27 protein-coding genes are annotated in these 17,085 nt (G+C 57.6%); all 27 read right to left on the bottom strand.

Features of this window, described 5'->3' with window-relative positions; translation table 11 throughout:
* The gene (locus PLU01S_RS18980; protein WP_074829665.1) at positions 1–495 is read right to left on the bottom strand and encodes a hypothetical protein; all 495 of its coding nucleotides are present in this window, start codon (positions 493–495) and stop codon (positions 1–3) included.
* Positions 492–791 carry a YrrC family ATP-dependent DNA helicase gene (locus PLU01S_RS18985; RefSeq protein WP_425326534.1) on the bottom strand — a complete coding sequence of 100 codons (300 nt, stop codon included), beginning with the start codon at positions 789–791 and terminating at the stop codon, positions 492–494. Before PLU01S_RS18985 ends, PLU01S_RS18980 begins: the two co-directional genes overlap by 4 nt.
* Before the next feature lie 102 nt (positions 792–893).
* Entirely contained in the window at positions 894–1,019 is a 126-nt protein-coding gene (locus PLU01S_RS26345; RefSeq protein WP_267888712.1) for a hypothetical protein, read from the bottom strand.
* 67 nt (positions 1,020–1,086) lie between these two features.
* Positions 1,087–2,043 (bottom strand): thymidylate synthase, encoded by a 957-nt coding sequence (gene thyA, locus PLU01S_RS18990; RefSeq protein WP_074829671.1) that lies wholly within the window; start codon positions 2,041–2,043, stop codon positions 1,087–1,089.
* A 3-nt stretch (positions 2,044–2,046) separates the two neighbouring features.
* Positions 2,047–2,463, bottom strand: a complete 417-nt coding sequence (locus PLU01S_RS18995; RefSeq protein ID WP_074829673.1) for a hypothetical protein — start codon at positions 2,461–2,463, stop codon at positions 2,047–2,049.
* A gap of 40 nt (positions 2,464–2,503) precedes the next feature.
* The gene (locus PLU01S_RS19000; protein WP_074829675.1) at positions 2,504–3,187 is read right to left on the bottom strand and encodes a hypothetical protein; all 684 of its coding nucleotides are present in this window, start codon (positions 3,185–3,187) and stop codon (positions 2,504–2,506) included.
* Between the two features lie 92 nt (positions 3,188–3,279).
* The gene (locus PLU01S_RS19005) at positions 3,280–3,708 is read right to left on the bottom strand and encodes a hypothetical protein (RefSeq protein WP_074829678.1); all 429 of its coding nucleotides are present in this window, start codon (positions 3,706–3,708) and stop codon (positions 3,280–3,282) included.
* Entirely contained in the window at positions 3,705–3,908 is a 204-nt protein-coding gene (locus PLU01S_RS19010; protein WP_074829680.1) for a hypothetical protein, read from the bottom strand. Before PLU01S_RS19010 ends, PLU01S_RS19005 begins: the two co-directional genes overlap by 4 nt.
* Before the next feature lie 20 nt (positions 3,909–3,928).
* Positions 3,929–4,228 (bottom strand): hypothetical protein, encoded by a 300-nt coding sequence (locus tag PLU01S_RS19015; protein ID WP_139208927.1) that lies wholly within the window; start codon positions 4,226–4,228, stop codon positions 3,929–3,931.
* Positions 4,229–4,256: 28 nt separating this feature from the next.
* A complete protein-coding gene (locus tag PLU01S_RS19020; RefSeq protein WP_074829690.1) occupies positions 4,257–4,922 on the bottom strand; it encodes a hypothetical protein in 666 nt (221 codons plus the stop codon).
* Entirely contained in the window at positions 4,909–5,697 is a 789-nt protein-coding gene (locus tag PLU01S_RS19025) for a DUF7168 domain-containing protein (RefSeq protein ID WP_074829692.1), read from the bottom strand. The genes PLU01S_RS19020 and PLU01S_RS19025 overlap by 14 nt, the downstream gene beginning before the upstream one ends.
* Before the next feature lie 2 nt (positions 5,698–5,699).
* On the bottom strand, positions 5,700–6,074 hold the full coding sequence (locus tag PLU01S_RS19030) for an ASCH domain-containing protein (protein ID WP_074829695.1): 375 nt from the start codon (positions 6,072–6,074) through the stop codon (positions 5,700–5,702).
* Positions 6,071–6,829 (bottom strand): hypothetical protein, encoded by a 759-nt coding sequence (locus PLU01S_RS19035; RefSeq protein ID WP_139208929.1) that lies wholly within the window; start codon positions 6,827–6,829, stop codon positions 6,071–6,073. The genes PLU01S_RS19030 and PLU01S_RS19035 overlap by 4 nt, the downstream gene beginning before the upstream one ends.
* A 10-nt stretch (positions 6,830–6,839) precedes the next feature.
* Complete coding sequence (locus tag PLU01S_RS19040) at positions 6,840–7,562, bottom strand: hypothetical protein (RefSeq protein ID WP_139208930.1); 723 nt, start codon at positions 7,560–7,562, stop codon at positions 6,840–6,842.
* A gap of 100 nt (positions 7,563–7,662) precedes the next feature.
* A complete protein-coding gene (locus PLU01S_RS19045) occupies positions 7,663–8,232 on the bottom strand; it encodes an adenylosuccinate synthase (protein ID WP_139803986.1) in 570 nt (189 codons plus the stop codon).
* 113 nt (positions 8,233–8,345) lie between these two features.
* The gene (locus PLU01S_RS19050) at positions 8,346–9,257 is read right to left on the bottom strand and encodes a terminase small subunit (RefSeq protein WP_074829707.1); all 912 of its coding nucleotides are present in this window, start codon (positions 9,255–9,257) and stop codon (positions 8,346–8,348) included.
* Positions 9,258–9,509: 252 nt separating this feature from the next.
* A complete protein-coding gene (locus PLU01S_RS19055) occupies positions 9,510–9,932 on the bottom strand; it encodes a hypothetical protein (protein ID WP_074829712.1) in 423 nt (140 codons plus the stop codon).
* 3 nt (positions 9,933–9,935) lie between these two features.
* Positions 9,936–10,598, bottom strand: coding sequence for a hypothetical protein (locus tag PLU01S_RS19060; RefSeq protein ID WP_074829715.1), 663 nt, complete (start codon positions 10,596–10,598; stop codon positions 9,936–9,938).
* A complete protein-coding gene (locus PLU01S_RS19065; RefSeq protein ID WP_074829717.1) occupies positions 10,595–11,263 on the bottom strand; it encodes a hypothetical protein in 669 nt (222 codons plus the stop codon). The genes PLU01S_RS19060 and PLU01S_RS19065 overlap by 4 nt, the downstream gene beginning before the upstream one ends.
* Before the next feature lie 1,448 nt (positions 11,264–12,711).
* Complete coding sequence (locus PLU01S_RS19075; protein ID WP_074829725.1) at positions 12,712–13,404, bottom strand: helix-turn-helix domain-containing protein; 693 nt, start codon at positions 13,402–13,404, stop codon at positions 12,712–12,714.
* Between the two features lie 136 nt (positions 13,405–13,540).
* Positions 13,541–14,014 (bottom strand): DUF1367 family protein, encoded by a 474-nt coding sequence (locus tag PLU01S_RS19080; RefSeq protein ID WP_074829737.1) that lies wholly within the window; start codon positions 14,012–14,014, stop codon positions 13,541–13,543.
* A gap of 32 nt (positions 14,015–14,046) precedes the next feature.
* Complete coding sequence (locus PLU01S_RS19085; protein WP_139208932.1) at positions 14,047–14,310, bottom strand: hypothetical protein; 264 nt, start codon at positions 14,308–14,310, stop codon at positions 14,047–14,049.
* On the bottom strand, positions 14,289–14,732 hold the full coding sequence (locus PLU01S_RS19090) for a DUF1064 domain-containing protein (RefSeq protein ID WP_233432237.1): 444 nt from the start codon (positions 14,730–14,732) through the stop codon (positions 14,289–14,291). Before PLU01S_RS19090 ends, PLU01S_RS19085 begins: the two co-directional genes overlap by 22 nt.
* 2 nt (positions 14,733–14,734) lie before the next feature.
* Positions 14,735–15,271 carry a hypothetical protein gene (locus tag PLU01S_RS25965; RefSeq protein WP_074829742.1) on the bottom strand — a complete coding sequence of 179 codons (537 nt, stop codon included), beginning with the start codon at positions 15,269–15,271 and terminating at the stop codon, positions 14,735–14,737.
* A 1-nt stretch (position 15,272) separates the two neighbouring features.
* Positions 15,273–15,743 carry a dUTP diphosphatase gene (gene dut / locus PLU01S_RS19100; RefSeq protein ID WP_216822629.1) on the bottom strand — a complete coding sequence of 157 codons (471 nt, stop codon included), beginning with the start codon at positions 15,741–15,743 and terminating at the stop codon, positions 15,273–15,275.
* Between the two features lie 163 nt (positions 15,744–15,906).
* Complete coding sequence (locus PLU01S_RS19105) at positions 15,907–16,275, bottom strand: Ref family recombination enhancement nuclease (protein ID WP_074829745.1); 369 nt, start codon at positions 16,273–16,275, stop codon at positions 15,907–15,909.
* A complete protein-coding gene (locus PLU01S_RS19110; protein WP_074829747.1) occupies positions 16,229–17,083 on the bottom strand; it encodes a hypothetical protein in 855 nt (284 codons plus the stop codon). Before PLU01S_RS19110 ends, PLU01S_RS19105 begins: the two co-directional genes overlap by 47 nt.
* Positions 17,084–17,085: the final 2 nt, after the last annotated feature.

Raw genomic sequence — 17,085 nt, forward strand, 5'->3', positions numbered from 1 at the left:
CTACCGACTCCCCTTCGCTTTGAATGCCTCGTCCAGTACGGCAAGCACAATCTCTACGCCATTGCTATCGGTCGCATCATGGGCAAAGTTCTTTAGCGCCTCATGAACGGCAGGCAGATTGGCGATGCGCTCGGCCTCGGCCCAATCAGGGGCGTTACCACGCTCGGGCCGCCTGTAAATGGTCGCCCCAAGCGCCAGCGCCTCTACTCCAGCAAGGGGAGCCGTCTTGCCTCGGTTTGCAAGCGCTTCCAGCAGGTCTAACAAAGCGCGCTGACGGTTTAAATCAAGACTGTCCTCTGTAAAGCGACTCACCTCGATACCGGACGGCTTGTGTACCAGGCGAACGCCCTTTCTCGGCCCAGGGCGAAGCGCGCTCTCATTTACCGCATCAAAAACGTGTACCTCTACGTCGCCTTGCGGAAAGGCGATGGAGCCGCCTGGCATGGTCAGTGCCTCCGGCCCAAAATCAACCGGCTTGCCTGTTTCTTCGGTCATGCTACTTGCTCCCCTGTATCGCCTAGCGCGCGGGTAGCCTGGCGGCGCTGCTTGGCTTCGTCTAGTGAAGTTTTCTTGAATGGCTCGATGCGCTCAATCTTGAATTGCTTGCCGTACTTGGGGTGCTTTTCCCATGCGCCGAACAAGGTCAGCTCTACGGTTTTACGTGGAGCTGGCGCGTTCTTACCCTCGAATACGGCAGTAAAGAATTTAGGCCCATTGGCGCGGGCTTTGTAGAGCGAATACGTGGCGTCAGCGTTCTGATAAAAGCGGTCAGTCAGCTTGCAGATAATCATATCCACGGTCGGGCAGTCCTCTGGCTGGAAGTGCCCAGACAATAGCACATTGCGCCAGCAGGGTGCTAGCACAGTGCATACAGAGTGCTAACGGTATGCAGGCTAAGCGCTAGCGCCTAAATCAGCCTCGGCGGCGTGTATCAGGATCGTGTAATAGGCCATTGCAGGCCGGTCGTTCAGGGCGCGGTAGTAGCGGCGGGCACGGTACAGCTTGAGCAGTTCGGACATGGCGGGCTCCAGGTGAGTCCGCCAAGCGTAGGGGAGGCAGGCAAGCGCCAGCGCGGGCGCTTTCCCGTTATACGGCTACTGGCGCTTTGATGGCGGGGTGAGGGTCATAGCCGGTCAAAGTGAAGTCGTCGAACGTATAGTCGAACAGGCTTTTAACGCTCGGGTTTAGCGTCATCTTGGGCAGCGGCTTGGGCTCTCGCTTAAGCTGCGTTTCGACCTGCTGGATATGGTTGGCATACAGATGAACGTCACCACCCGTCCAGATGAACTCACCTGGCGCGTGCCCCGTCTGAGCGGCCACCATCATCGTCAGGAGCGCGTAGGAGGCGATATTGAACGGAACCCCAAGGAAGGTATCGGCAGAGCGCTGATAGAGCTGGCAGGACAGCACACGACGCGGTACGCCATGCTCATCCAGGTAGGCAGCAACAGGGCCGTCAGGCGTTACCCAATCGGTCGCGATCCATCCGCGCTCATGACAGGCGTCAGTAGAGAAGTCGATACCAGGATAAAGACTCTTGTCGTCCGATACCTTAAGGCGCTGGCCTACGCTCATCTCACGGCTGTAAAACTGGAACAGGGCATGACATGGCGGCAGGGCCATCTCATCCACCAGGGCAGGGTTCCAGGCCGATACGATCAAGCGGCGCGAATCAGGGTTGGCCTTTATCTGCTCGATGACGTTGGTAATCTGATCGATACTGCGCCCATCTGGCGCTGGCCAGCTGCGCCACTGGTAGCCGTAGACCGGCCCAAGGTTGCCGTTCTCGTCGGCCCACTCATCCCATATCGAAACGCCGTTCTCCTTGAGGTACGCGATATTGGTATCGCCACGCAGGAACCACAGCAGCTCATGAATGATAGAGCGCACGTGACACGCCTTGGTTGTGACCAGGGGGAAGCCTTCCGCTAGGTCGAAACGCATCTGATAGCCGAACACGCTATAGGTGCCCGTTCCGGTGCGGTCGTCTTTGAACGCGCCCTTTTCGTAAATGTGGCTTAACAGGTCAAGGTACTGCTTCATGGTCTATTCCTTGGGCTCGATTAGCTTGCGTAGAGCTTCGATATCCTCGTAAAGCTCGTGCGCGACGTTTCGACCGTTCACATGGTCGCGATAGGTCTCCGTAAGGTTGCCTTCGATATGGCTATCAATGGCCTGGCGCAAACCATTCAGCTCCTTGGTTAGCCGCTCATAGCGCTGGTCTCGGATTAGGATGGACTCCTTCGCAGCGCTTAGCCTGCCTTCTGCTGTAATGGCACGAAGGCGCATATCGTCCAGCTCCTGCGCAAGGTCAGAACTCTTAGCAACCAGGTCACTTATGCGCTCAGCGCCTTGCGCTATTTGTTCGCACAGCGACTGATTTTCTTCCTCCAGTCGCTTAACCTCGCCCGCTTGCAGCTCCTGCCCGTCGGCATAGCCTTCGTCGTATATCTTTTGATTCATAGTGCTATCTTAGTGCTCGCAAGTGGCTTGCTTAGTGGTATCAGTCTGCTAGCTTTCTCATGCGCTTGGCAAAGTCGCCAGGGTAGCGATAGAACAAGCGGCGAGCGCCCTCGGTTTCTCGGTAGACGGCCAGCATCGTCATGCCTTCTTCGCGGGCCTCGCCTGCCGGTATCGCATCGCCTAGCAACTCATAGGAGCCACCTTTGCCGATACACTCAAAGCGCTTGAGGTTTGCACCAGACAGCTGGCGCAAGTCACTGGCTTGGATCATGACCGGACAGGCCAGGCTCTCAAGATGGTCCGTGCCGTCGCCTTGCCAGGCCCAAAACTCTTTATTGGCCTGAGCAATAGCCAGGTCGTATGCCTTGCGGTGTCGCGCCACCTCATTCTCTAGCGTCTCGACAGTGTCGCGGTGCTTGCGCTGGTGGAGCTTGGCGCGGGTATGGCTTTTTTCCAGGTTGATGATTAGGGCGTGCATAGAATCAACGGCAAACGGGTCTAGCCTCACCTGCGGAAGTAGCCGCTTAACGGCTGCGTTAAGCGCATCCGCTGCCACCATAAAGTCATTAACGGCTTCGCTTGCCGGATCGATGCGCGACGCCTGGCCATCAGCGAAGCCCTTGGCATAGATGGCATTAAGCATGTCGTGCAGGTCGCACGACTCTGCCAGGAAGGTGCGGCATTCTTCATCCGACAGCGTCGGAGCAGGACTCTTATCAGTCATGGCGGGAACCTTTGAGGAAGAATGACCGGCACCACTGCGGTGCCAGTCCGGTATCACTATGCTAGCACAATGCATGCAGCATGCTAGCTTTATTAGTTATCGCCTGGCGACTTCAATGGAATAGCGGGTTGCTGGTGCTCCGCCTGCTCAGTGCTAGCACCTTGCTTGCTCAATGCTGCCTCTATCGCCTCGGGCAGCTTGTGCCCGTCATACGGCATAACGCCATGCTGCATCAGCACGCGCCAGGCTTGGCCTATGACCTGGCCATAGCGCTCGGCAGAGTGGTGCCAGTGACTCACGGTGCAGCCCTGGTACGTCAGATTGCCTACGCTGGCCTCCTCGTCGGTTTCGCCCGCTGGCTGAGGTGTCAGGTCAAGCGGCAGCGTATTGGTAGCAAAGGCCGTTTGCAGCAGCTCCAGGGCTATGTTTGCATCCTCATTGGCGCGCAGGGAGACGCACGCGCCAACAATGGCCGATTCCAGGTGCTCGATACGGGCCTTAAGGGCGCTTTCGTTGCTCATTGGCCGCTATCCTTGTGCTGGCTTCCTGCTGGCGCAGTGGTAGCAGGCTGCTGGTGTATCAGCACGTTCTCTACCAGTGCGTGCAGCTCGCGAACGGCAATCATCTCCTTAGCGCTTTTCGGCTTGAGATGCGCCAGCAGCTTGCGCACACGAATAGCCATGTCTTCCACGGTCATGGCACGACTTGTTGCTTCGGTCATCAAATTTACTCCAGCGAAGGTTATTTGTTTGAACAGGTAGGGCAGGGGCCTATACCGCTGTATTGCGTCAGGACAGAACGCAAGTCGTTGCATGTAGGGCAGACGTTGCCCGCTATGCCAAGCTGCTTTTGCAGCTGTACAACCAAGTCGCCCAGGTCATTCAGCAGAAAGAACAGCTGAGCCCAGCCAGGCGCGGCACCAGGTTCGAGCAATCCCGCCTTGATAGCGGTATCGGTTACGGCCTGCGCCAGGTACTGGCATTTGTCGCCTTCGGCCTGAATGGCTGATTCGAGCAAGTGACTTGCGGTCATGGCGTTCAAGGGGTGACGTCCTTCCGGTCTCTGCCGGTTACTTGTTCAGCTGCTCAATCTGCGCCAGCGCCCAGGCGCGGGGCCACTGGACATAGCGGGCGCGGTCTAGTCTGCGCTTCCAATCGACATGCGCATGGTTAGCCCTATTCGGAATCGTTGCATCAGCGCTCGTATAGCGCTCGGGTCGGGGAGCGTCACTCCCATCGATATAAGGCATTGGCTCAGGCTCGTCAGGCTCAGGCTTAAACCAGGGTTGCGGCTCAGCTGGCGCATGGGCCATGAAGTAGGCCAGCAGGCTCATACCCGCGTCTTTGTCGCTACCGTCAGTGGTCTGGTTAGGGAAGGCAGGGTGTGTCGGCCTATTGGGATAGGCTTGGTCGTGCTGGCTTGCAGTCATGGCGGTAATCTCGGATGAAGGATTGAACAGGTCTAGCTGCTCCTCGTCGCGTCTTACACGCGGCGCGGGCTTAGGCTTTCGGGTTTTCCTGGCCTTGCGGCGGGCACGCTTGTCGGCAATGCCCTGGCGCTTGGCCTCGATCCGCTCGGGCGTTATCGGGTCGCCTGGCTTGTAACCACGCTCCACAACGATCAAGCGGCGAATGTAGCTATCGGATAGCTCCTCTCGGGACTTGGCCAGGGCGTTCGCGGTGTGGCTTTTCTTGGCTTCGCGGCGCGCCTCTGGCGTTCGCTTAACTCTCGGCATCGGCGTCGCTCTCAAGCGCCAGCACGTCAGCGCCAGCAGATGCAACGCCAGGATTTATAACGGCCCTCTCTCCGGCCAGCATGCCTGCATACTGCGAAAACGGATCAAGGTCAGGGGTTCTTGTGTCGCGAGCCTTCTTAATGACGCGGCCAGCCAGGTAGGCATCAATCAGCGCCTTATCGTTGGATTCAATGGCAATCAGGGCTTTTGAGTCGCTGGCGCTCACCTGCTCGGGCTCGCCATCCTCTCCCGTCGGCACCAGGGCGCGAATTTTCTCCTCAACAGCGTACAGCCAGCCAATGGCAAAGTGATTGCCCTGCGTTTCGGGCGTCGGACGCTGACGACCGCGCATAGAACGGATATCGGCAACATAGCTGGCGCGGGCCTTCTTAAGCTGACGATACAGCGACTCATAGGCGTACTTGGCAATCTCGGGCGCAGGGTTGACGCCAATGAATACCGCAAGCTTTACCCTGCAACCTTTTGCGTCGCTCCAGGTGGAACGATCCAGCACGCGACAGCCAAACACGTCGCCTACCAGAGTAGACAGCGCCATATCCCATAGCGGGCGGCGAGCCATCTCGATATCAGACTTGGTTTCGCCCACGTCCGAGACCTTTACGTCCATATCGGTTAGACGGAACTTGCGCATAAGGGCCTGAGCCTGGCGCATGGCGGCAGCGGCCTCGTGCTCGTTGGCGCTCTTGGATAGCGCCAGACAATGCTTGATCTTGCGCATGATCCGGTCGCGTTCTTTAGGGTCTAGTTCAGTCATCACTAGGGCTCGATACCAGTTTCGAAGAATCCCAGCTGCCCACGCATGGGCGTAAAGGGCAGGGGTTTAGGGTTGGCCAGCTCAAAGCCGATATGGCCAGTCATGTACCAGGGGGAATCGTGGCGCTCGTGGCAGTTCACCAGGTCAACCATTCCCACAATGCCGCCGCGCTGTAATTGCTCCATTGGCGGGGGCAGCGTCAAGTTTCGCTCAATGCAGTAGCGGCGCACGAAACCGTATTCCGCTTTTGTCATGCCCTTGGATGCGTGAATTAGGAAAGCCCCACGGTGCTTGGTGTACCAGGTGCGATTTTCTATGATCTTCCCGCCGTGGACGATTAGCCAGGCCCAGGGTTGCCGGATTGACAGCGCTCTCATTGGGCGGACTCGGCAGCGTCGCCAGGCCACCAGGCGGAAGCCATTGCCGACGTATACGCATCTATCAAGCTTTCAAGCGACGCTTGCTCTTTTTCAAACAGCTTTTTGTAGTGCTCGCCTGGCTTGAAGGGCGAAGGAATCACGCTCACGACTGGCGCTTTACCCGCCTCATCCATAGCGATACGGTTACGACACTGGCGCTCAGCCGCCTCTTTGCTTTCGCAGGGCGTGCTTATGCCTGTCTCGGCGTTATGAACGGCCCATAGCGCCTCGGTCGGCTCGTTGACCGTGGACGCCTGTAGCAGCTTTGTCTGCACCTGGTAGTGCGCCAGCAGCGCGTCGTAATGCTCGGTCTTCTCCTCGGCCATGATGCGGTAATGCTCGGCAGGCTCCCAAGGCGACGGGATCACCTCAACGACAGGCTCAACATAGTGCTCAAGCTGCTCCGTGTCCCTAAAGTAGCTATTGCACGAGTCAATAATCGCCTGGCGTGCCTTCTCTGCATCCTCCTTGCTGGCGCAGGGATAGGTTTCGTTAGGTCCTACGCTATGAATAGCCCACAACTGGACAGCAGGCTCACGCAAGCGCAGGTCAAGGCCGCGCGCATGCTCAGGTATAGCGCCGGTATCCTCCAGGGCCTTAAGGATCGTTTCGACGTCGCTACGCAGCAGGGTGACGACTTCTTGCGCAGGCTCAGGCGGCGCAAAGAAGGCTTCCATAGTCTGACTCATAGCGTTTTGTGGTTGGTCACTCATACTGCATACCTCAGAAAGGATTGAAGTGAACAAAGACGGGCAGGTACACATGCTGCGCGGTCTCGATGGAGTCGGCCTCGCCATCCCAGCACTGGCGCTCGCTATCCCAGCTACGCCGCTCGAAATCGAATTGACAGTCCATATCAGGCGAGCCGTCGGCATGGGCTGAGCAGCCGAATAGGTTGCCGTCAGCATCAAGGCCCGCATAGGTATCGCCAACGTGCAGCAGCTGGCCTGGCTTGGCTTCTAGCAAGTGGCGATAGGCCGCCAGCACGCCGTCAAACGTGGCCAGGTCATAAACAGGGTTCGGGTTGATAGGCTCCATAATGACCGGCTCAAGCACCAGGGCAGGCGGCAGGCATTGGGCAGGGGTTTCGATAGCGGCAGCAGCGGCCAGCACAGCATCGGCAGCAGCCTCAAGGTATTCGCGCTGGCGCTCAAACGGGGCGTAGTGGTCAGTGTTAAAGCCGACCATCTGGCGCGCGGCGTCGTCCAAGTGCTCTTTAACGGCGACTGACAGCGGGTCTTGAAAGTCAGCCAGCATACCGGCCAGGACTTCGGTCTTACGCACCAGGTTCTTAACCATCAGCAGCTGAACAAAGCTTGAAACAGCGCCTCCCACCAGAGTTACACCGTTACGGGCTTGGGCTTCGATCCGTTCAAGGTCTGGCTTCATCTTAAGAACGGGCGAGCAAGTGGCTTGCGCTAGTTGGGGGAGGTTGAGACTGCTCATGCTTCACCTAATGCGAAGTTATTGCGCTATATTGCGCCGGAAAGTAACGCAATAATTTCACATTAGAGGGAGGCTTGTCTAGTATCTTTTGATAACAAATTTAGGCCATTTTGCGGGGCGGGGCCTTCATCCGTTCTTCCCGCTGGTACAAGGCCAGCTCCCTGCGCAGCGCCTTGGATCGTTCGCGCTCCTGCTCAAGCGCTTCATGCAGGCTTTTGTTCATACGAAACAGCTCGCGGCGGTCCTGGTTGGCCTTCTCTACGTCGCCGACACGCGCCAGCAGAGTGATTAGCAGCCAGGTTTCCCGCTCCCGATTACAGTCCTCCCAGCGCCAGGCAGCCTGCTGGTCACGCAACTCCTGATAGCCCAGCTTGCGGGCGGCCTTCATCGCGCCAGCCACAACGCGGCAGATGCCGCCAGGGGTTACGTCGATCAATCCCCACCCCTCGGGCAGCTCCTCGGGCTTAATCAGGCCAGCCGGTGCCATGAAATAGCGCCAGCTGCCCATTCCGCCTGCCTGGCGGTGCGGTTTCTTCTTATCGGCAAGAAAGTCAGAACGTGAAACCTTTGCTTCGATAACGGTTGAGGCGGTGCCGTCATGGGCCAGGGTGAACCCTATGGCGTCGGGTATCTCGCCGCCCCATCCGCCAGCCACTTCACTGACAGCCACGGTACAGTTTGGGCCGCCTGCGCTATTTGCGCGTTTAAGCCACGTAACGGCCAAACTGCATAGGCTGGCATGGGTTAGACCGTGATCGTTCAATCTGCGCGCTCGCTGGGCCTTCATTTGATGTCCCTGAGCATTGCTTTAAGCTCGTCACGGCGCTTTTCCACTTCCAAGCGGCCTTTAAGGGCATTCTCAGCGGCTTTTTCGTAGATAGCGTCCAGCTTATCGGGATCAAGCACAGCCACTACCTTGGCTTCTTCCGGCTCAGTCAGCTTGAGGATGCGGTACAGCAGGTCTCGGGCCTTGGTCTGGTCATGGGTCAGCACCTCGATGCCGTCCTTGGTCTGCTTCACGCCTGCATACAGCAGCTGCGCAGCCGGTGACAGGTCGCGGGTGTCCTTGAGCACCAGGCGGTCGATGCCCTCGCCAAAGCATTCAGGGCAGCTTTCAATCGGCGGCCTGCGTGGGTCATAGCCAATACCGCCTTTCGGGTCGAAGTCTGGCGGCTCTATCTCGTCACGAATGGCCTTCTTAACGGCCTCCTCGTAGTCGTCCTGGTGCCTTTTGAACTCGGCAGGCTTGAATTGGTACTCGTGATTCTCGCCATAGCAGTGGCGGCAGCACTCGCGGCGATGCTCGGTCAGTTCGTTAGGATCGGCAAAGGCCAGGCCAACAATGGATTGGAGCGCCCTGGTGCGTAGGTCCTCGGAGTCGTCGAACATGGCCTTGGTTCGAAGTGCCAGTAGGCGAATGACGTTTACCGTTTTTAACAAACGGCCTCCCAAAACACAGGCTGAATTAGGCGTCACAGCCTCGAATCCAGCGGCCTGGTAGGCTTTTGTTTGGTTATACGTCTGTAGGTACGCATCCACGAACTTAACGTGCCGTGGGTCCATGTCAGCGACGAGTATTTGCTCCTCGGTGAGCTTTACCGGCTCTATGGGCGTGGCCTGGGCTTGTGGCTTCTTGGTCGTGGTCTTACGTGGCTTGGGTTTAGCAGTGGCCTGGCCTGACTTCTTGGCTGCCATGTGCATCGATCCTATGAACAGAAAGGGGAGGGTTGCCATGTGTTGCCGCAGACATGGCACCGCTGGAGATTCACGAATGAACCGGCGCTTCCTGTTTCTTTACCGACGTTGTACGCCCTCAATGAGGCAAGCCAATGCCGCATCGACGTTTTGAGTGTTCGGCTCGGCTAATACTCGGTCATAGGTGAGCAGGCACACCAGGCAGCCAGGGTATAGCGGTGCCGGTGTGCGCTTTGGCGGGACTTTCCGAGGTTAGAACGAAAGGAGGGAGACGCGGCGGAAGGGGTTTACGGCCTTGAGGATACACAGGTACACGAGCCTGGCCAGGATCATGTCAACGCATACGGTAGTGATGATTATTTGGGTAGGCGTGATAGTTGGACAGCTAGAGGCTGGTATTACACCGCTGGCCAGGTCCAATACGTCAGTGCAGATAGCTGCCATGAGGAATACCGACGCTATCAGGTACGCCATACGCAGCAGGTGAAAGCCTGACCGTGTGTTATCGGTACGGCGCAGGACTTTGCGGGCCTGGCTTGGCTTCATCCATATGCGGGCATCTGTTACCAGGTACAGCGCAGCGCCTTCAATCTCAAGGCGTGTGCCGCACGGTAGCGTGGTCTGGCTGTATGCCTCGGACGCGCTCATGGTCGATAGGCGCTTAAACAGGCTCATGACTCAGCAATCCTCGTAACGGGACTTGGCAATGGAACGAGCCATATTGGGGTTTGATGGCGTGTCAGTAACAGATACCGACTCCTCAGCCAGTCGCAGACCGTTCGCCTCTAGCTCCTTGCAGATGTGCTTAATGCAGGAGTCTGACAGCTGATACCTGCTGCTTAAGCCTTCTCGTGTAAGCGCCAGCAGGTCAGCGGTGCGGTATATGTTTAATCGAGCAAGGAGACGCTGAAAGGACAGGCTTACGTGCAGGTCATGAATAAGCTCTGGCGCTTTAGCGTGGGCCTTGGCCATATCATTGGGGCTCTCAACGCACTGAGAGGTATCAGCTTTCTGCGCAACGACTGCCAGGGTCTCTACTGCGGTAGATAGCGCCTGCTTGGCTGCGTCGTGGATTTCGCGAGCTATAGCGCTTTCCATGTGCTCCATAGCGCGACAATAGAAGATCAAGCCAGGCATAGCGGCAGCCAGGGCATTAGCGCGGGCGCGTTCACTGCCTTGCTCTACGCTGTAATCGCCTGCAATGTATGGACGTGAATTACCTACCTCAGTGTGGCCGTTACTGAATGTCAGCATGCAGCTAACAACGGTCGAGTCCGGCCAGACGTGATACTGCTCCTTGACCACCATGCTGGCGGCCAACTCAAGGCTTGGTCTAGTCATGCCGCACACTCCAGTGATTCGCCTACCAGGGCAAAGCCGTAATTCTTCATCTTCTGGCGCAGGTACTTGGCTCCCAGCTCGCCCACATAGTCGATGGATACCAACTCATCGAACGTGCAGTTGACGATATCGCCCACAGTGAACAGGTCAGCCTTGTGTAGGTTGCCAATCAGGTAGGGGTTCATACCCAGCAAGGCAAAGGTCGTCATGGTAGTGACGGGCAGCGGCTCTACCGGCTCAGGCTTTACGGGCTCTACCGGCATACGGTCAGCGCGATACAGGTCGCGATTGATCGTGCTCAGGCGCTTGCTCAGCTCGGGGTCTACGGTCTTGGGCGTGTTGACTGGTGCGGCAATGGCTGCTTCCAGGTCTTGCACAACCTGGCGTTCGGCTTCCTGGCGTCTCTCGTGACTGCTAGACGGGAATCGGAACTCCTCGGTAACGGTTACTACCAGCTCCTCACCATCCTGGCGGGCCTTGGGACCTTTCGGGGTCTTTACGGCAGGTGTATAGCCAAGCTCGGCGTCGATGCGATCCATCACGCGGCGGGCAGTGGCCAGGATACGGGCCTTATGGGATTTGGCGGTTACGCGCTCGGCTATCTTAATCAGACTCTCTGCGCTACTGGTCAATGCAGCCAGTACGGAAGGCTCAAACGGTGGCATTGGTGAATCCCTACGGCTTTGAAAGGATAGGTGCCGGTTACTGCCTCCGGCGAACACAGGGTAAAAACCCTTGCACAGCAGCCGCTCTATGGCGACTGGATTATGCAGGGCCGGTACTGAATATCCGGCTTTGCGGGGTTACGTCGTGCGCGGAACTTATCGAAACGACTAACCGATTTATTCCCGCTTTCTCATGGCGCATCAGCCTGCGCATTCCTGCATTGGTAGATTGCTTTGGTCGTGCCGATATCGACAGCTATTCGGCTTCGGCCTCGGACTTACGGATTCCTGCCTACCTAACCTAGCGCTCGGCGGGCGCATTCAAAGCAATCTCCAATGCAGCCCCTTTCGGGGCGTATCGGGATATCGCACCATTCGTTTTCCTGTCCACCCTTGGCCGCTCCAAGGCGGCGGGGTGAATCTCATGTTTCAGGGCATGCGATACCAGGTGTTGCGTTTCCCTGTCTATTCCAGGGCGTCAGATGCTTTCTACGGGGGCTATGTCCCGTACCTGTCTTGCGCGCAGTGATCTGGCGGGTTTCAGTTCGCGCCAGCTGCCCAGGAGAATCACGTATTGCCCACTAGCAAATGTGGGCTTTCTGCATCAGGGAGTGTTTTGCGATCCGCTTAAAGATATGTACTTACAAATGATTGATAAGTAAGTTTGCAAAACACTCTCTGATACAGCCTCGTTAGAGGTCATTACCGCTTAGCGCCAGGGCGCGGCCTTCCCCATCGAATTCCTCCGACCGCGTATGCTGGTGCGCCGGAGACTTGGCTACAGGTTATTGAACTGTCCGATAGCTTCCATCCGCGAAAGCAGCACAATCAGGCGACCTGTTAAGCGCCCTGCATCCCTACAGCCTTGCACACCCTTAACGTGCATCCAGTGTAGTGATTCGCATTGGTTAAGCCGTTTGGCGTTTTCCCACAGAGCCCTGAAACTGCAAGATACAGGGGTGTCATCAAACGGCTTACCAATGCGCCTTGAGGTGGAATCCGGTCCTCAAGGGCATCAGTCGAGTATCCAGAAGCATGCGACTCGCGCGCGGTCCTTCCCACCTTCTGACATGGCACCAATCCGTGGTGAGCGCCAGCAACAACGCATTTGGTAGCGAAGCAGCGGACTTGAACCGCCAGGCCAAGGTGATGAGTCCCAGGCCGCCCATGCCTTCGCATAATTCCTGCATTTGTGAAGTCACTGCGCCCCGTCGGGCTACCAGTCGTGGGAGCGACCAGCTAGTGACCTCACAAATGCAGCCCCTGTAACGTAGGGGCAACGGCAGGTTCCTGGTGTACGCCTAGAGGTCATGACTCTGGCGATACCGAAGGTCTACCGGCACCATGTATGCTGCGTGGGATAGTTTGTCCTAGCCCTCTCCACGCCCAAGCTATCTGGCCTTATCCGGCGAACCGGCCCGCGCCAGCAGCGGGTACTCGGTGTAACGTTAAGCAAAGTCTAGGGTTGGCATCTCTAGCACCATCTGGCGCACGTTCTGCGTCACTGAGGTGCGCATACGGCGGTCATAGTCGCCGGTCGCAAGCCCTAGCTCTTTGTCGATAATCTCGCAGCGCTTACGCTCTCGGGCGATACGCTCATCTGCCTGAGTAATAACCTCAGTCATTCGGTTTACGGCAGTCTGCACGTTGTCAGAGCCGCGCATGTCATCCACAAAACCAGGATTCAGCTCTTTGATTCGCGCAAATGCCTTGCAGAAGTCCTTGAGGATGACGGCCATCTTTTGAATGTCCGAACGGTCCTGGCTCTGGCCTTGCAGCGTGATTGCAACCTGCTCAGAGAGCCCATCAGCCCAGCTCTTGTGCGCATCAGCGATTGACGTCGCAATCATGCGCATCAGGAATGCCTGATTGTTCTCGGTCGGATCAGCCAGCGGGTCATCACTGAGCCCTACCAGGTAATCCAGCGGCACCGCGAACAGCTTGGACATGGCAATCATGTCTTCCATCTTCGGCAGGCGCTCGCCTGATTCCCACAGCGACACTTGAGTTGGGTTCTTCTGGCCCACTGCAACTGCAACATGAATCTGATTCAAGCCAGCAGCGCGACGGGCAGCGGTAATACGCGGGCCAATCTGCTGGAGATTAACTTGAATGTCGATTTCTACAGTTCCAGTGTCCATCGTGACCTACATCTCAAAAAGTGCTCGATTTGTAAGCCAAAGCTTACAGGACACCCCTAAATCTGCTATCGAATTAACATGATAAGGAGGAACTTCTTAATAAATTTATTGTATTATCGCGCGCGCACGAGATGCGTTAGGCAAAGTTCAGAATCTGATTCACTCGGGCGTCAAGTTGAGCGGGCGTCATGTCGGTAGCTCGGTACACGTTGGCCAGGGCAGCGGTAATGACGTCCTGGTAGATTTTTCCCGCCTCCTCCTCGGTGCATTTGCCAAAGCTCAGCGAGCGGGGCACCAAGCGAACCTGGCCACGGATATCGAATACCGGATCGTAATGGCCAGCCAGCACGGTCAGGTTCTTGCGGAACGTCTCTTTGCAGGGCACAACCTTGCGGCCCTTGTACTCCACCTCGCTGATTCCAAACTCGCAAAAGTGCTCATAGGCCAGCGTGAAGAGACACATGGTCTTTTTCAGGAACTTGAAGTTGCGGGGAAGCGTCACCTTGCAGCGAATGCCTGCGCCCGTCTTGAGCCTGGCCAGCTGCTCGATGCCCTCCTGGTCAACAGGACGAAGCGAGCCATCGGCACACTTTTGCAAAACGATTTCCATGCGCTGACTACTCCTCTCGCGCAAGTGACTTGCTAATCAGCCTGTATCAAGCTCGTGATGCGGTCGCGGATCAGCGGGAACAGGTGCGGGTTCTTGTCCTTCTCGACCTGCAAGGCGCGCTTTCTGGCCAGGCGGTCGGGCTTCTCCATGACGTAGGCAATCACATAGTCCGCGCGCAGGCTCTCGCCCGTTGGGCAGTACCGTGCCGTAGGCGCAAAGCAGTTGCGGCAGCCCATGACGTGATTGATATACGGCGTGTGCGCCTCGTCAGCGGTCAAACTTCTTCTAGTGTCCATGCCTCAGTGCCTTTCACAGGGATTGCGTAGAACACGCGAAACGGGAATTCATTGGCGGCGACCTTCATCTTGACGTGTGCGTCATCCTCGATAATGGCCTTCGCGCCCTTGACGTCATGAAGCTGTAATTCCCCTTCGGCAGTCATGACCAGGAAGTCAGGCTTTAGGTGCGTCCGAGGCGCAAGGCGCAGCGTGATGGCCTCAAACTTCCACCACAGGATTGCGCCAGCCAGTTGCAGGCGGGCCAGGTGATTGGCGTACCGCTGCTCTGTCTTGTTCATCTCGCCAGGCGCGAGCCGTCCCAGCGCACGCAAGCGCTCCTTGCCGGTCACAGCCTTGGCGGGCTTGGCGCTAGCCTTTCCCACGGCCTTGGCCTTGATGGCGGCAAGTTCCGCCTCACTCATGCGCAGGGAAGTGCCCATTGTTACCAGTCCGAACTACTGGAGCTTGAGGAGTCGCTAGAGCTGTAGCTGCTGGAGCTGTCACTACTGGAGTAGGAGCTAGAGCTGTAGCTATCGCTGTCATACGAGCGATGCGAATGGCTACTCGAACAGCTCGAACTGCTGGAGTAGTCGCGGCGCGTCTCGGGCTCAGGCTCGCACCGTACTGGCGCGGGCTCATGGCGTACCGGCTCGGTATAGCGGCGCGTGTCTTCCTGCGTATCGGTCAGCAGCTCATTGAGCAGAACGGCATTGACCAGGTCATTGGAATTATCGGGCACGCGATCCGCTGCGCGCTCTACACGCGGCAGGCCCATGTGACTGGCCATGACCGGACGGCGCGTGTCGGGTTGGCGACCGATAGCGGGCTCGATCCCACGAGGGGACGAGCCAGGGTAGCCGTACATGCTGCCCAACGTTTCGGGCAGCTCGGTCAGCGTGCTGGCCTGCTCCTTGAGTTTGGCCAGGCGCTCTGCTTGTTTCTTCGCCAGACGGCGACGCTTCAACCAGGCAAACAGCATGTTACTTACTCCCCGTTGAGTTAAAGCCCTTGTCACCGCGCGCGGTTTCCTCACCAAACGCGACAACCTCGACGCAAGTCCCGCTAATGCAGGGCGCAAGCTTCATCTGCGCAATGCGGTCGCCAGCCTCAAACGTGAACGGCTCGCTGCCAGTGTTATGCAGGATGGCAATAACTTCGCCCTGGTAGTCGTTGTCGATAAGCCCCGCATGAATACCAATGCCGTGCTTATGCGCCAGCCCACTGCGCGGCCATATCTCGCCGCATAGGTGGGGCGGGAACTCCCAGGCAAAGCCAGTCGGGATATTCAGGCGCTGGCCAGGCTCGATACGCCCTCCCTGTACCGCGCGCAGGTCGAAACCAGCAGCGCCAGCAGTTTCCTGCGCAGGCACAGGCAGGTCATGTTCGCCAATGCGGCAGACGTTAAATCGGTTCATTTCGCGCCAGTCGCGCGCTCTAGCTTTGGTAATCATTCTGGCTTTGCTCTCCGTGAGGCCCTGGCAGGCTGTAGTGTTGCGGTTTGGTCATCGTCCAGCGGCCAGGCAATAACCTGCGCGCAGGACGGGCATATCTTTTCGTTGGTTGAGCGCAGCGGCACCATGTCCGCATCGCCACAGGCGGGACATACTTTTGTCGTCATGTTGGGGCGCACTCATGCAGGCCGGTCAGCTCGCGCACTCGCGGCGGAACGTCTATGCCTTGCTCAGCCAGGCGATTGACACACTCGGCCAGCAGCCTGATTTGCTTGCCATAGCGTGATTCAAAGCGGGCTTTGTACGGATGGACGGCGATCATGCCAGGCTGGCCATAGCCGTCCTGGTGATGCCCAGCGCACAGGGGGAGTACCAGGTAGTGCGCGTCGGGTTTGGTTCTGCCGTCCATGTGATGGATCGACACGTAACCGTTGAACTCGTCGTAGTCATGTCGGCAGGCAATGCAACCGACATGACTCGCTAGACTATCGTGATACCGTTTCTGGCTGGCGGTAGGCGTGGTGCCCTTCATGCTGGCGTCTCGCTTTGGACGCCTCCAGCTCAGCAAGCGCCGCCAGTTGCTGGCGTTTGCGCTGCTCGATTTCGGCGTCAGATAACAGGTTTCGCTGCCCGCGCTCTTGCGCCACTGGTTTGGGCGGTCGAATGCTTGCAATCAATTCCTGTATTTTCCGCTTCTGCTCAGCAGGCTCGATGCTGCATTTTCCCGGTAAGGCCAGGTCTGCCAGATTCTGAGGAACAGGCCCTTTCGGGTTCTCGCGATTCTTCGCAAGTGCCTTGCTCCAGCGCTCTTTGATGACCTCGTATTCAACCTGGCCCAGCTGCGTTTGGAACTGGCGCGCCGTCCAGAAAATGGCCGGTTCTGACCAGGTGTCTTGGGAGGCAAGCTTAGGGCCTTTCTCGGTCATGACTTCGACACGCGGGCCTTTGAACCGAACCTTCCATTGCTCGCACGCTTCGTCCCAGGCGTCCTCGTCACTGGTGACGGGTCGGCACAGCTCGATGAACGTGCCGACGTCCAGGGTTCCCCATTTGAGAATGTCCGACCGCTTGGCCAGGTTGAACAGACCTAAGCGCGACTCGGCAGGTTTGAGCCCTACCGTTTCGAAGTGCCGCGCCCAGGCTTTCATCCAGTTAATCTTCGCTTGCTGGCTCGTGAAGTTCTTAGCCCACCGACCAGGCATCAAGCCATCAAACTCGTTCCACAGGATTTCGAGCACTGAAAACCCGTTATTGGTTGGGTCTTCATAGTCACTGCGAACGACTAACCATTGACTACCTGGCAGTGTAGAGGAATACGTCGTGCTGATTTCGCTGGTCATAT

This window comes from Pseudomonas luteola NBRC 103146, assembly GCF_002091675.1.
GTDB classification, from domain to species: Bacteria; Pseudomonadota; Gammaproteobacteria; order Pseudomonadales; family Pseudomonadaceae; genus Chryseomonas; species Chryseomonas luteola.